We start from the raw sequence: 15,773 nt of genomic DNA, 5'->3' as shown, positions 1-15,773 counted from the left end.
CATCATTGACTAATACAGCGACTCGCCCATAAGCGTGTACACCAACCCAAGCACGGACACCACCATGACGATGCCTCCAATAATGCGATTCAACATCCAGATGCCGCGCAGATTAAACTGGGCACGCACTTTATTGACAAAAAAGGTAATGCCGAACCACCACGCCAAAGCGCCTAATGCAATGGCCAAGTATCCGGTGATCGCCTCAAACACCAATACCCCCTCACTAACAAAAGCAAATCGTGCGAAAAGACCTACAAACAAGAATATGACCAAAGGATTGGAAAGTGTGACGGCGAATGCCGTTATGAAGTTATGAAAATAAGAACCTTTGTTCGTAGAAACCGGCCGAATGGATTGTACCGGATTACTACGGAAGGTATAAATGCCGAAAATCAACAGTAAGATGCTTCCGAAGAGTTGCAAATAGAAGATATTCTTGTTAACGTAATCAAATACGAAACTCATTCCATAACCCGTCAGCAAAGCGTATGCGATATCACTCAAAGAAGCTCCGATACCTGTAACAAAACCATACCACCGTCCCTTATTCAAGGTGCGCTGAATGCACAACACACCCACAGGTCCCAACGGTGCAGACACAATTACACCTATTATGAATCCTTTCCATAATATATCCAATATGGTCTCTATCTGAATCATGCATGCAAATATCGGACTTTTCTTTGAAAAGAACCAATAGCATTAACGTTTTTTCCACAGTATTCTCACATCCGCACCATTTACACATCCCGTCCTCACCATAAGTCTATACCCCATCTTTCATTGCTCTACCAGGAGCACTACTTTTTGAATCCATAGAATATTACACATAAGGCTTGTTTTTTATTATCATTCTTTTTACCTCCCCACCGATTTTATATATCTTTGCCACACAAAACGAAGAAGATGCTTGAGAAAGCAGTTCCGGCCTGAGAGTCTGAAGAGAGAAAGCCGGAACAAGCCCGAAATTTGTAATTCATATAATCGTAAAATACAACCATGATTCTTTTTTTCAGAACTCCGTCCAAGAGCGTGATTGCCGTAGAGTGCAATCGTAGCCTCGGCCAGGCAGACTGCGACAAACTCTGCTGGCTTTTTGGGGAAGCCACCCCCGAAAGTGAAGACAACCTGAAAGGATATTTCGCGGGTCCGCGCCGCGAGATGATCACTCCTTGGAGCACAAACGCCGTAGAAATCACCCAGAACATGGGACTGAGCGGCATCACACGCATCGAGGAGTACTTCCCCGTGAAAGACGAGCACGCCGACCACGACCCCATGCTGCAACGCATGTACAAAGGACTTGACCAGAACATATTCACCACTAACCGCCGCCCGGAACCTATCGTACACATCGAAGACTTGGAGGCATACAACGAAAAAGAAGGTCTGGCCCTCTCCAAAGAAGAAATGGACTACCTCAAGAAGGTGGAAAAGGATCTTGGACGCCGACTGACCGACTCCGAAGTGTTCGGCTTCGCGCAAATCAACTCGGAACACTGCCGCCACAAGATATTCGGCGGGACGTTCATCATCGACGGAGTGGAACAAGAGTCTTCCCTCTTCCAGATGATAAAGAAGACCACGCAAGAGAATCCCAATAAAATTATTTCCGCTTACAAAGACAACGTAGCCTTTGCCGAGGGGCCGGTCATCGAGCAATTCGCCCCCGCCGACCACTCCAAACCGGACTATTTCCGGAAGAAGGACATCAAGAGCGTTATCTCACTGAAGGCAGAGACACACAACTTTCCCACTACCGTAGAACCTTTCAACGGCGCTTCTACAGGTACAGGCGGGGAAATACGCGACCGCATGGGCGGCGGCAAAGGCTCGTGGCCCATAGCGGGGACAGCCGTTTACATGACTTCCTATCCTCGTACGGACGAAGGACGCACTTGGGAGGAAATCTTGCCGGTGCGCAAATGGTTGTACCAGACTCCGGAACAGATTCTGATTAAAGCCTCGAACGGTGCCAGCGACTTTGGAAACAAGTTCGGCCAACCGCTGATTTGCGGCTCCGTGCTGACCTTTGAGCACAAAGAAAATAACGAGACATACGGATACGACAAGGTCATCATGCTGGCCGGCGGCGTGGGATACGGCACCCAACGCGACTGTCTGAAAGGCAAACCCCAAGCCGGAAACAAAGTGGTGGTCATCGGCGGAGATAATTACCGCATCGGTTTGGGCGGCGGCTCCGTCTCTTCCGTAGATACGGGACGATACAGCAGCGGCATTGAGCTGAATGCCGTGCAACGTGCCAATGCCGAAATGCAGAAACGCGCCTACAACGTGGTGCGTGCCCTCTGCGAGGAAGAAACCAACCCGGTGGTATCCATCCACGACCATGGGTCGGCGGGACACGTCAACTGTTTGTCCGAATTGGTAGAAGAGTGCGGTGGACTGATTGACATGAGCCAACTGCCCATCGGCGACAAGACACTATCGGCCAAAGAAATCATCGCCAACGAAAGTCAGGAACGCATGGGGTTGCTCATTCAAGAGGAAGCCATCGAGCACGTGCGCAAGATTGCCGAACGTGAGCGTGCTCCGATGTACGTAGTGGGCGAAACCACCGGCGACCATCGGTTTGCCTTCCGGCAAGCAGATGGCGTACGTCCTTTCGACCTTGCCGTAGAACAGATGTTCGGTTCGTCTCCCAAAACCTACATGGTGGACAAAACCGTGGAACGCCACTACGAGATGCCCCAATACGAACTCTCCAAACTACACGAATACCTTACCAATGTGCTTCAACTGGAGGCTGTGGCTTGCAAAGACTGGCTGACCAACAAGGCTGACCGTTCCGTAACAGGCAGAGTAGCCCGCCAGCAATGCCAAGGCGAATTGCAGTTGCCGTTGAGCGACTGCGGTGTGGTAGCCTTGGATTATCGTGGAGAGAAAGGTATTGCCACCTCATTGGGGCATGCCCCGCAAGCGGCGCTTGCCAATCCCGAAGCCGGCTCTGTACTCTCCGTCAGCGAAGCACTGACCAACTTGGTATGGGCGCCGCTTGCCGAGGGACTGGACAGTGTATCCCTCTCTGCCAACTGGATGTGGCCTTGCCGCTCGCAGGAAGGCGAAGACGTCCGTCTCTACAAGGCCGTAAAAGCGTTGAGCGACTTCTGCTGCGCCCTGCAAATCAATGTGCCTACCGGCAAAGACTCCCTTTCCATGACACAGAAATACCCCGACGGCAACAAAGTGATTGCTCCGGGTACGGTGATTGTTTCTGCCGGCGGCGAGGTTTCCGACGTTAAGAAAGTGGTTTCTCCGGTCTTGGTAAACAATGAAAAGTCCACACTCTATCACATAGATTTCAGTTTCGATCATCTGAAGCTTGGTGGTTCCGCCTTTGCGCAATCGCTGGGTAAGGTGGGCGATGAGGTGCCCTGCGTGCGGGATGCCGAGTATTTCCGTGACGCTTTCCTCGCCGTACAGGAGTTGGTGAACAGAGGATTGATTCTTGCCGGACACGACATCTCGGCCGGCGGCCTCATCACCACGCTGCTGGAAATGTGCTTTGCCAACGTGGAGGGCGGTATGGAAATCAACTTGGACAAAATCAAGGAACAAGACCTCATCAAAATCTTGTTTGCAGAAAACCCGGGTGTCGTCATTCAAGTAAGCGACAAGCACAAAGAGCAAGTGAAACTCGTATTGGAAGAGGCCGGTGTAGGCTATGTCATGCTTGGCAAACCGACAGAAGAGCGGCACATCCTCGTAACAAAAGAAGGTGCCACCTATCAATTCGGTATTGACTACATGCGCGATGTCTGGTACTCCACCTCCTACCTTCTCGACCGCAAACAATCCATGAACGGCTGCGCCAAGAAACGCTTCGAGAACTACAAGATGCAGCCGTTGGAATTTGCGTTCAAGCCGGACTTCAAAGGAAAGTTCTCACAGTATGGCATCGACCCGAACCGCCGCACTCCATCGGGCATCCGCGCAGTCGTCATCCGAGAGAAGGGCTCCAACAGCGAGCGCGAGATGGCATACGCACTTTATTTGGCAGGCTTTGACGTGAGAGACGTTACGATGACCGACCTTATCAGCGGACGCGAAACATTGGAAGACGTACACATGGTGACCTACGTGGGCGGTTTCTCTAATTCAGACGTTCTCGGCTCGGCCAAAGGGTGGGCAGGCGGATTCCTCTACAACCCCAAGGCAAAAGAAGCTCTCAACAGGTTCTACGCCCGCGAAGACACTCTTTCACTGGGCATCTGCAACGGTTGCCAATTGATGATGGAACTTGGCCTTATCAACCCCGAACATAAGAAGAAGGCTAAAATGCTGCACAATGATTCTCATAAATTCGAGTCCCAATTTGCCTGTGTCGTCATCCCTACCAACCGCAGCGTGATGTTCGGTTCATTGAGCGGCTGCAAAATCGGCGTATGGGTGGCTCATGGCGAAGGCAAGTTCTCTCTGCCTTATGATGAGGAGCAATACAACGTGGTGGCTAAGTTCAACTATGACGAATACCCCGGCAACCCCAACGGCTCGGACTATTCAGTAGCTGCACTGGCAAGTGCCGACGGACGTCACCTTGCCATGATGCCTCATCCCGAACGCTCCATCCTGCCTTGGCAGAATGGCTACTACCCTGCCGACCGCATAAACAATGACCAAATCACTCCGTGGATGGAAGCCTTTGTCAATGCACGAAAATGGATAGAAGAGAAAACGAAAAAGTAACGAGGTAACGAAACTTGGTACAAGAACAAGCGTGTCAAGGCTTCTTCGAAAGCCTTGACACGTTTTGTTTCTATCCCTATCCCGGAGTTCGATATAATAAGGTGTAAAAGGACATACGCATGTCATTGCCTATGAGATACGTATGTCGTCGCCCATGAGAGACGTATGTCGTCGCCCATGAGAAACGTGTGTCGTCGCCTATGAGATACGTATGTCATCGCCTATGAGATACGTATGTCATCGCCTATGAGATACGTATGTCATCGCTCATGAGATGCTGATGTCATCGCCAATGAGATGCTGATGTCATTGCTCATGAGATGCTGATGTCATTGCTCATGAGATATATAGGGTGTTAAGCGTCTTATATCGAATTCAGGTTATTTACACAAAAGAAAACACTCGAAGCCCTTTTGGTTTCTAACATTCGGATACTGATGCAGATGAGGAACAAGACATGAAACAGTTATTCTCCCATCTTTTTGTTCTTTCCAAACAAAAACATTATTTTTGTAGTGGCTTTATGACTCTTGCCTATCAGCATCAATCTCAAAATACCGGACAATCATGAAAAGGTCTCTTTTTCTCCTCATATCACTATTCCCCCTTGCGTGCCTGGCACAAATCGGTAAACACAGTGCTCTTGAAAATGAATTAATTAATAACCGAACAAGTGCCGCCATCGAAGTTCCTTTTCAAATCAGCCTTTGGGCACTGGTTCTTTATACCATTCTCATCATAGTTGCGGCAAGTACAACCATGCTCATCATCCTCATGCGGCAACAGCGAAAAGCCGCCGATGAGAAGATGCGCTTCTTCATCAACACGGCTCACGACATACGCACACCTTTGACGCTGATAAAAGCCCCCTTGGAAGAACTGGCAAACCAAGAAAAGCTGAGCGATGACGGACAAAGGAATGTCGGCACTGCACTGCGAAACGTGGATGCCTTGTTGCGACTTACCACCAATCTCGTCAACCTTGAACGCATAGACACCTACTCCGACTCCTTGTATATATCAGAATACGAACTGAATGCCTATATAGAAGAAACCATAGAAGCTTTTCGCTCTCATGCCGACGTCAAACATATCAACCTGACCAGCCAAAGCGACTTCCGCTATCTGAACGTATGGATTGACAAAGACAAGATGGACGCCATCTTGAAGAACTTGTTATCAAATGCCCTGAAATATACTCCCGAAGGAGGAAGCGTAAACATCTCTGCCTGCGAAACAAGTGATACATGGAGCATCGCGGTGACCGATACCGGCATCGGCATTCCGGCGTCGGAACAAAAACGGCTTTTCAAGAAACTTTTTCGAGGTAAGAATGCCGTCAACTCTCAAGTTGCGGGGAGTGGAATCGGACTGCTCTTAGTGCGAAAGCTCGTCCGGTTGCACAAAGGGAAGTTAAAGTTCAACAGTACGGAAGGAAGCGGCACATGCGTCAAGATAACTTTTCCAAAAGGGAAAGAGCTATTCGACAAGGCTGTTCAACGCCCTGATGCGAACCACGCACGAATGGTTTATTCGGCAACCGAAGTATCGGTCAACGGTACTGTTCCACCTTTTTCGCATAAGAATAACGAAAAACAACTGCCCGATAAAAGCACTCGGCAAAAGATTCTGATTGTGGAGGACAACAATGAGCTGAGAGAGTACTTGCGCGGCAGCTTGTCCGAACAGTATGACACACATGTATGCTCCAACGGGAAAGAGGCACTTACGCTTGCCGGAGAATATCTGCCCGACCTGATTATTTCAGACATCATGATACCCGGGATGAGAGGGGATCGGTTGTGCCATGCCCTGAAGAATGACATCAACACCTCTCACATTCCTTTCATTCTGCTCACAGCCCTGAATACGGACAGAGACATCATCAAGGGGCTGCAAAGCGGAGCAGACGAATACATCGTGAAACCTTTCAACATCGGCATATTACGTGCAAGCATAGCCAATCTGCTGGCCAACCGCAAACTGCTGTGCCGGAAATTTGCCAATCTGGAACTGAGCGAAGACAAGAATGGCACAGATTGCATCAATTGCTCCACAGACCTGGACTGGAAATTCGTTGCCACCGTGAAAAAAGAAGTGGAAGCGAATATGGAGCAATCCAACTTCAACGTAGATGTGCTTTGCAATCTGATGAACATGAGCCGGACCAGCTTCTACAATAAGATAAAAGCCCTGACAGACCAAGCTCCGGCCGACTACATCCGGTTGATCCGGTTGAGCCATGCCGCCCAACTCCTGAAGGAGCAACGATACAGCATCACAGAGATATCGGAAAAAACAGGATTCAGCGACGCTAAATACTTCCGCGAAGTATTTAAGAAGCACTTCAACATGAGTCCGAGTCAATATGCCAAAACCACGTAACAAGAATGAACATATATGTCGAAGCATTCTCCATCTTCTTCAAGATAGGAGCTTTCACCATCGGGGGCGGATATGCCATGGTGCCGTTGATCGAAAACGAGATTGTAAACAAACGAAACTGGGTGGCCAAAGAAGACTTTATCGATCTGCTTGCCATAGCACAGTCGGCTCCGGGTGTTCTTGCTGTGAACATATCCATATTTATAGGCTACAGATTGCGGGGAATACGCGGCAGCCTCGTCACGGCTTTGGGCACCATACTCCCTTCGTTCCTCATCATTCTGGCCATTGCGCTATTCTTCCACAGCTTTAAGGACAACACCGTTGTGGAACGCATCTTCAAGGGCATCCGCCCGGCCGTGGTGGCTCTGATAGCCGCGCCCACTTTCAGTATGGGAAAGTCGGCCAAGATAAACCGCTACAACATCTGGATACCGGTGGTTTCGGCACTGCTCATCTGGCAGTTGAATTTCTCACCCGTCTGGATAATCATTGCGGCAGGCATAGGAGGCTACCTGTACGGAAGACTGCAAAGCACCCCCACTAATCACTAACCGCTAACCACTAATCATGCTGCTTTTACAACTATTCTACACCTTCTTCAAAATAGGGCTCTTCGGTTTCGGAGGCGGATATGCCATGCTGTCAATGATACAAGCCGAGGTTGTCACCCGTTACGGATGGCTCTCCCCTCAAGAATTTACGGACATCGTAGCCATCAGTCAGATGACTCCCGGCCCCATAGGTATCAATTCGGCAACTTATGTAGGGTTTACCGCCACAGGCAGTGTATGGGGCTCAATAGTGGCTACTTTTGCCGTTACGCTCCCCTCGTTTATTTTGATGCTAACCATCAGCAGGTTTTTCCTGAAATATCAAAAACACCCGGCGGTAGAAGCCGTGTTCGGCGGCCTACGCCCTGCGGTAGTAGGACTGCTGGCTTCCGCCGCATTGGTGCTGATGAATACGGAAAATTTCGGCTCGCCCACGGAAGACAGCTATTCTTTCGCCGTCAGTTGCATCATCTTCCTTGTTGCATTCATCGGTACAAGAAGATATAAGCTGAACCCGATAGGGATGATAATTGCTTGCGGAATAGCCGGACTGATATTGTATTAGCCCGACGGGGATTACAGTTTCACTTTCTTCCCCACGGATTTCGACTCGTTGTGCAGGCGGTCCAAAGCCGTCACTACATAGCGGTATTTCGTTTTCCCGTCCTCATACGGCAACTTATAGAAGTTATCGCGCGTCACGGCCACGATGTGCGAAGGGTCGTCGATATTCACCTTCTCCTTCGAGCTGAAACGATAGACCACATATTGCACGGCACGATCCATCTCCTCCCTGTATTTGGGTGCAGTCCAGAAGAGCACATAACCGTCTGCCGTCCACACCGGTTTCACTTTGCGCACCTTGGCCGGGGCTTCATTGTCCATGAATTCAAAAACGGGAGGCAAGGCCGGATATTTATGGTATTCGGCCATCAAGGCATCGCGATAGTTGCCCGCATTCTCCACCACTGCACTCGCAGGCCATTGGCAACTGCCTCCGATGGTCTGGTAAGCCCGTTGCCAAGCCATCTTGCGCGGAAGCTGATTCACCGACGGGTTATTCGGGTCGGCATGCTGCACCGTATTCATCACAGACTGGCCGATGAAAAGAGGACGGTTCTCCGTATTCTTTGCCCACCACTTCACCAATGTCTCGTAATCGGCAACCGGATGTCCTATCTGCCAATAAAGCTGCGGAATGTTATAGTCTATCCATCCCTCCCGTGCCCACAGCAAAACGTCGGCATAAAGGTCGTCATAGTTCTGCAACCCTTTGGTTTTGCTACCCAGTGGGTCGTTGCTCTCGTTTCGGTAAATACCGAACGGAGAAACACCGAACTTCACCCACGGCTTTATCCCACGGATGGTTTCGTGCAGTTTCTTAATCAGGATATTCACATTACTCCGGCGCCAATCTCCCCTATCATTGAACCCTCCTCCGTAGCGAGCAAAACTGGTATCATCCGGAAAGTCCTTCCCTTTGATGGGATAAGGATAGAAATAATCGTCCATGTGGATGGCATCCACATCGTAACGAGACACGATATCGCTCACTACCATACAGATATGCCGGCGGCTTTCGGGCAATGCCGGATCAAAAAACAATTGGTCGCCGTAAGTCACGAACCACTCCGGGTGGATATTATATACATGACCGGTAGCCAACTCGTTCTTTAAATTAGTCTTGGTACGATATGGATTAATCCATGCATGAAATTCCATGCCGCGTTTATGGCACTCCTCTATCATGAACTGCATAGGATCCCAATACGGTTCGGGAGCTTTGCCTTGTACCCCGGTGAGGAAGCGGCTCCATGGTTCCAGCTGGGAGGCATACAGCGCATCCGCTTCGGGACGCACCTGAAAGATAATGGCATTGATGCCTGCCCCCCTCAGGGAGTTCAACTGGCTTATCAGCATCTGCTTCAGTTTGGCTGTGGGGACACTGCGAAACTGTCCATTCACCGCTTGTATCCATGCGGCACGAAATTCACGTTTGGGATGCACAGAGCCTGTTTGAACTTGTGCAAATATACCTCCGGCCAATAACGACAGGAGAAGCATACACAAAAAAGATTTTATTTTCATCTTCCGGTTATAACTTTTTTTATATTCAGACACTCGTCTATTCTTAACATGTCCACCCGATGCCGTCTGTCTCACAAGCCGCTCACCAAGCCTGGACATGCCACCGCTACAAGAGCAGGAGGCGAAATTAATGCTTTTATCAAAAGAAAATCAGCACGAATCGGAAAGTATAACAAATCTTAACCATGCCGATATGCACAGTAACTATTCAGATGAAAATAAATGCAAGACCAAGAAAAAAATCTCTACACAAAAACAAGAGTTTTACAACTTACTCATATAAATTTGCATTTGCTATTGGAATCTACCCAAACAAAGAACGAAAAAAAATTAAGAACCTCTTATGGGGACGATGTCTTAAAGAAAATTGTATCTTTGCATCGTTTTCAACTTTGGATTAAAAAAACAACGACAATATGATAGCGAAAATCAATCAGTTACTACAAGAAGTAGAAACTCTGAAGGCGACCAATGCCGAAGAGCTGGAATTACTGCGTCTCAAATACCTCAGCAAAAAAGGTGCTATCAACGAACTGATGGCTGACTTCCGTCACGTAGCTGCCGAACAGAAAAAAGAGGTGGGTATGCGACTGAATGAGCTTAAAGACAAGGCACTGGAGAAGATTACCGCATTGAAAGAACAATTTGAAGGCCAAGATACCGACTACGACGGCTTAGATCTGACCCGCTCTGCCTATCCCGTAAAATTAGGCACACGCCATCCACTGACAATCGTAAAGAATGAGATCATCGACATATTTGCCCGGATGGGGTTCAACATTGCCGATGGCCCGGAGATAGAAGACGACTGGCACGTATTTTCTTCCATGAATTTTGCAGAAGATCATCCGGCACGTGACATGCAAGACACATTTTTCATTGCGAACAATACCAATAATGTGTCAAATAATGTCATCCTGCGTACACATACTTCCAGCGTACAAAGCCGCGTAATGGACACCACCCAACCACCCATCCGCGTACTTTGTCCGGGACGCGTTTACCGCAACGAAGCTATCAGCTATCGTGCACACGCTTTCTTTCATCAAGTAGAAGCATTGTATGTAGACAAAAACGTATCTTTCACCGACTTGCGACAAGTGCTATTGCTTTTTGCGCAAGAGATGTTCGGAAGTGATACCAAGATTCGCTTACGCCCTTCCTACTTCCCGTTCACCGAACCCAGTGCAGAGATGGACATCAGCTGCAACATCTGTGGCGGTAAAGGATGCCCTTTCTGTAAAGGAACAGGTTGGGTGGAGATATTAGGATGCGGAATGGTAGATCCGAATGTATTGGAACTGAACGGTATAAACAGTAAAGTATATAGCGGGTATGCCTTGGGAATGGGTATAGAGCGTATCACCAACCTAAAGTATCGCGTCAACGACCTACGTCTCTTCTCTGAGAACGACACCCGCTTCTTGAAAGAATTCGAATCGGCTTATTAAGTCTTACAAATAGCAATGTAAGGTAATGCAGCCCGGAGGAAAGGGGCTGCCATCCGCATAATTAGGCATGGATTACATGGAAAACACGGATAACTCAAAGTGTAAACCGTGAGAATTGTGCAATCCATGCCTAAAAATCTTACGCATAATGAAAGACAGACTTGTCACACCCGGCTATTGCTTTATTCTCGCTGCCAACTTCCTGCTATTCTTTGGTTTTTGGTTGCTGATGCCTGTATTGCCTTTTTATCTGTCGGAGGTATTCCAAGCAGATAAAGCAACCATCGGGATGGTACTTTCCTGCTACACCATTGCGGCATTATGCATCCGTCCTTTTTCCGGCTATCTGCTTGACTCTTTCGCTCGTAAGCCACTCTATCTACTGGCCTATTTCATCTTTACAGCCATGTTCGGAGGATACGTTGTTGCCGGAACGCTGACACTTTTCATTCTACTCCGCATTATCCATGGAGTATCATTCGGCATGGTAACAGTGGGTGGCAATACAATTGTCATTGACATCATGCCTTCATCGCGACGCGGAGAAGGGTTGGGATATTACGGGCTTGCAAATAACATAGCCATGTCCATAGGTCCCATGACGGGACTTTTTCTTCATGATGCAGAAGTTTCTTATCCCACAATCTTTTGTTGTTCTTTAGGCTCATGCCTGATTGGATTGTTATGCGCATTTGCCGTAAAGACTACCTATAAGCCACTCGTGAAGCGGGAACCCATTTCTCTTGATCGCTTCATTCTGCTGAAAGGACTTCCGGCCGGATTCAATCTGCTGCTACTCTCCATTCCTTATGGCATGACTACGAACTACGTAGCCATGTATGCCAGGCAGATAGATATTCAAGCTTCTACCGGATTCTTCTTTACTTTTATGGCATTAGGCATGGCTGTGTCACGACTTTTTTCCGGTCGACTGGTCGATAAGGGAAAAATCACGCAAATCATTTCTATTGGATTATACCTTGTTGTGATCAGTTTCTTCCTGCTTTCAGCTTGCGCCTCTATCATTCGATGGAACAGCGCACTCTGCACTGTGATATTCTTCCTCATTGCCTTGCTGCTGGGAACAGGTTTCGGCATTATGTTTCCAGCATATAATACACTGTTCGTCAATCTGGCTCCCAATAACAAACGGGGCACAGCCACCTCTACATACCTCACGTCTTGGGACGTGGGCATCGGTATCGGCATGCTAGTCGGTGGCTATATCGCCGAAATCAGCACTTTCGACAAGGCTTATTTATTCGGTGCCTGCCTGACGGTTGTCTCCACTCTCTACTTCAACTTGAAAGTCGCACCGCATTATCATAAAAATAAATTGAGATGAGAAAGAAAGAACGTTACGAGAAAATCATTGCATGGTTCAAAGAAAATCGCCCCATAGCCGAAACCGAGTTGCATTACGACAATCCGTTCGAATTGCTGATAGCCGTCATTCTATCGGCACAATGCACGGACAAACGAGTAAATATGGTTACCCCTGCCATCTATCGCGATTTTCCCACTCCCGAAGCATTGGCTGTCACAACTCCCGAAGTCGTGTTCGAATACATTCGCAGCGTATCTTATCCAAACAACAAAGCCAAACATCTTGTAGGCATGGCTCGCATGTTGATAAAAGACTTCCAAGGCAAAGTTCCCGATACATTGGAAGAACTCATCAAACTGCCCGGTGTGGGACGAAAAACGGCAAATGTAATCCAATCCGTTGCCTTCAATAAGGCAGCCATGGCTGTAGACACACACGTCTTTCGCGTCAGTCACCGCCTAGGATTGGTGTCTGATAAATGCACAACCCCGTTCAGCGTAGAGAAAGAGCTGGTGGCACATATTCCCGAGGCATACATTGCAACAGCACACCATTGGCTTATTCTACACGGACGATATGTATGTCAGGCACGTACTCCTCAATGTGACAACTGCGGTTTGCAACTGATGTGCAAGTATTATGTACGAAAAAACAAAGTGAACCATGAGGATAGCAAAGGCTAATAATAAATTACGGTTTAATAGCAAAAAAAAGAAATAAACATTATCTTTGTGCTCTCTAAACAAAACCTGTAACATTTTTAATAAAACATAGAGTATTATGACAATTGATCAATTTAACTTTGCCGGAAAAAAGGCATTCGTTCGTGTGGACTTCAATGTTCCTTTAGACGAAAATTTCAACATTACAGATGACACCCGTATGCGTGCCGCCCTTCCCACATTGAAGAAGATTTTGGCTGACGGCGGCAGTGTAATAATCGGTTCTCACCTCGGTCGCCCCAAAGGTGTGACCGATAAATTCTCTTTGAAGCATATCCTGAAGCACCTTGAAGAGCTATTGGGGAGTGAGGTACAGTTTGCCAACGACTGCATGGATGAAGAGGCTGCCGTTAAAGCTGCCGCTCTGCAACCGGGCGAAGTATTGTTGCTCGAAAACCTCCGCTTCTATGCAGAAGAAGAAGGTAAACCCCGCGGTTTGGCTGAAGACGCAACGGATGAAGAAAAGAAAGCAGCCAAAGCTGCTGTCAAAGAAAGTCAAAAAGAATTTACCAAAAAACTTGCTTCTTATGCAGACTGCTATGTAAACGACGCTTTTGGAACAGCTCATCGCGCACATGCTTCTACGGCATTGATTGCTAAATACTTCGACAAGGACAATAAGATGTTCGGTTACCTGATGGAGAAAGAAGTAAAAGCAGTAGACAAAGTTCTGAACGACATTCACCGGCCTTTTACAGCCATCATGGGTGGTTCCAAAGTTTCTTCCAAGATTGAAATCATCGAGAACCTGCTGAACAAAGTAGATAACCTGATTATCGCCGGTGGCATGACCTATACCTTCACAAAAGCCTTGGGTGGCAAGATTGGTATTTCCATTTGTGAAGACGATAAGTTGGAACTTGCTCTTGACCTGATAAAGAAAGCCAAAGAAAAAGGAGTTAACCTCGTATTGGCAGTTGATGCCAAGATTGCCGATTCTTTCTCTAACGAAGCCAACACCAAGTTCTGTCCGGTTAACGAAATTCCCGATGGATGGGAAGGGCTGGACATTGGTCCCAAGACAGAAGAAATCTTTGCCAACGTTATCAAAAACTCCAAAACCATCCTTTGGAATGGTCCGACAGGAGTGTTTGAATTCGACAACTTCACTCATGGCTCACGTGCCGTAGGTGAAGCCATTGTAGAAGCTACCAAGAATGGAGCTTTCTCACTTGTAGGTGGTGGTGACTCCGTTGCTTGCGTCAATAAGTTCGGTTTGGCAAGCAGTGTTTCTTATGTATCTACAGGTGGCGGTGCATTGCTCGAAGCCATTGAAGGAAAAATCCTTCCGGGCATTGCCGCTATCAACGAATAAGAAATAAATAGATAAAACAACAAGAGAGTACTTAGAAACATACTCGTAGTTTTTTCTCTTAGGCACGGATGGCATGGTATTCACGCGGGGTCAAGAGCCTTGTAATTTCCACAAAATCCGTGCTTACTATTATAATACTAACCCTTCTACCTTCCGAGATATTTTCTACTCTTAATCAGATGTTTACACACATTAGGCGATACTTACTATCATGCAGTGTTATTTTCTTCACTCCGATTACCGCAGCACAGGAAACCAACTTAAACAAAGCAATAAACACCTTTAAAGAACGTATCACGCTCTCGGGATACGCCCAAGTGGGATACACTTATACCGATAAAACTCCCAATAAAGAAAATTCTTTCGGCATAAAAAGAGCAATTCTTCTCACAAACGGCAAAATTACCGACAAGTGGTCGGCTTTCTTCATGTACAGCTTCGGGAGTACCGGCAAAATACTGGAAGCCTATACCGAGTACCATTTTCTGCCACAGTTCAATGTACGCCTCGGCCAGTTCAAGACACCTTATTCCATTGAGAATCCGCTATCCTCGTGCATTGTGGAACAGATAAACAGCAATGCGCAGGCAGTGGCCTATTTGGCGGGTACAAACGGCAGCGATCCATTGTACGGTGCTACTACTGGGCGTGATGCGGGACTACTTATCTATGGAGACCTATTGAATAAACTCATCAACTATAAGTTTGCTGTCATGAACGGGCAAGGCATCAACCTGAAAGATAAAAACAATCAAAAAGACATTGTCGGAAGCCTGATGCTACATCCTTTGAACTGGCTGTCGGTAGGAGGCTCGTTTATCAAAGGAAAGGGATGCGCCATAGCTGTTTCTCCCGATGTTCCGGACATCAAGGTGGGCGAAAACTATACTCGCAACCGCTGGGCGGTTGGTGCCGTTGTCACTACCAAGCCGGTAAGCTTACGCACAGAATACCTTGCCGGAAAAGATGAAAAAGTGAGAAGCGGCGGATATTATGCAACGGCATCTATCCATGTGCTCCCCAAAACAGACATTGTAGTGTCCTACGATTATTTCAACAAAAACAAGACACTTGACAGCAAACAGACCAATTACATGACAGGTATCCAATGGTGGTTCTACCCGAAATGCCGCTTGCAAGTTCAGTATATATATTGTCATCCGCATAAAAGAGAAAGCTATAATCTGTTACAAACACAAGTGCAAGTAAGATTCTAACTGT

10 protein-coding genes and 1 pseudogene are annotated in these 15,773 nt (G+C 47.6%); 9 read left to right on the top strand and 2 right to left on the bottom strand.

Features of this window, described 5'->3' with window-relative positions:
* Window positions 1–9 precede the first annotated feature (9 nt).
* Complete coding sequence (locus C4H11_RS00160) at window positions 10–663, bottom strand: LysE family translocator (RefSeq protein WP_106039968.1); 654 nt, start codon at window positions 661–663, stop codon at window positions 10–12.
* Window positions 664–1,002: 339 nt separating this feature from the next.
* Here C4H11_RS00160 and purL point away from each other — a divergent pair, with 339 nt between their 5' ends.
* The 4 genes and pseudogenes from purL to C4H11_RS00140 all read left to right on the top strand — a co-directional run bounded on the left by purL (window position 1,003) and on the right by C4H11_RS00140 (window position 8,214).
* Entirely contained in the window at window positions 1,003–4,710 is a 3,708-nt protein-coding gene (purL, locus tag C4H11_RS00155) for a phosphoribosylformylglycinamidine synthase (protein ID WP_106039967.1), read from the top strand.
* Between the two features lie 699 nt (window positions 4,711–5,409).
* Window positions 5,410–7,095: pseudogene (locus tag C4H11_RS00150) on the top strand (hybrid sensor histidine kinase/response regulator transcription factor); the annotation flags it as partial.
* A gap of 5 nt (window positions 7,096–7,100) precedes the next feature.
* Window positions 7,101–7,649, top strand: coding sequence for a chromate transporter (locus C4H11_RS00145; protein WP_106039965.1), 549 nt, complete (start codon window positions 7,101–7,103; stop codon window positions 7,647–7,649).
* A gap of 16 nt (window positions 7,650–7,665) precedes the next feature.
* On the top strand, window positions 7,666–8,214 hold the full coding sequence (locus C4H11_RS00140; RefSeq protein WP_106039964.1) for a chromate transporter: 549 nt from the start codon (window positions 7,666–7,668) through the stop codon (window positions 8,212–8,214).
* Between the two features lie 11 nt (window positions 8,215–8,225).
* Here the strand turns inward: C4H11_RS00140 and C4H11_RS00135 are convergent, their stop codons facing one another.
* Window positions 8,226–9,737: a glycoside hydrolase family 10 protein gene (locus C4H11_RS00135; RefSeq protein WP_106039963.1), complete on the bottom strand. Its 1,512-nt coding sequence runs from the start codon at window positions 9,735–9,737 to the stop codon at window positions 8,226–8,228.
* A 416-nt stretch (window positions 9,738–10,153) separates the two neighbouring features.
* Here C4H11_RS00135 and pheS point away from each other — a divergent pair, with 416 nt between their 5' ends.
* The 5 genes from pheS (at window position 10,154) to C4H11_RS00105 (ending at window position 15,769) form a co-directional block, all read left to right on the top strand.
* Window positions 10,154–11,188: a phenylalanine--tRNA ligase subunit alpha gene (pheS, locus tag C4H11_RS00125; RefSeq protein WP_106039961.1), complete on the top strand. Its 1,035-nt coding sequence runs from the start codon at window positions 10,154–10,156 to the stop codon at window positions 11,186–11,188.
* A gap of 148 nt (window positions 11,189–11,336) precedes the next feature.
* Window positions 11,337–12,533 (top strand): MFS transporter, encoded by a 1,197-nt coding sequence (locus tag C4H11_RS00120; protein WP_106039960.1) that lies wholly within the window; start codon window positions 11,337–11,339, stop codon window positions 12,531–12,533.
* Window positions 12,530–13,198, top strand: a complete 669-nt coding sequence (nth, locus tag C4H11_RS00115; protein ID WP_106039959.1) for an endonuclease III — start codon at window positions 12,530–12,532, stop codon at window positions 13,196–13,198. Before C4H11_RS00120 ends, nth begins: the two co-directional genes overlap by 4 nt.
* A 94-nt stretch (window positions 13,199–13,292) precedes the next feature.
* Window positions 13,293–14,552, top strand: coding sequence for a phosphoglycerate kinase (locus C4H11_RS00110; protein WP_106039958.1), 1,260 nt, complete (start codon window positions 13,293–13,295; stop codon window positions 14,550–14,552).
* Between the two features lie 179 nt (window positions 14,553–14,731).
* Entirely contained in the window at window positions 14,732–15,769 is a 1,038-nt protein-coding gene (locus C4H11_RS00105) for a porin (RefSeq protein WP_205729972.1), read from the top strand.
* Window positions 15,770–15,773 lie beyond the last annotated feature (4 nt).

The organism is Bacteroides zoogleoformans, from assembly GCF_002998435.1.
GTDB classification, from domain to species: domain Bacteria; phylum Bacteroidota; class Bacteroidia; order Bacteroidales; family Bacteroidaceae; genus Bacteroides; species Bacteroides zoogleoformans.
The sequence above is the reverse complement of the archived record's forward strand: the minus strand, read 5'-3'. Positions and strand labels throughout refer to the sequence as shown.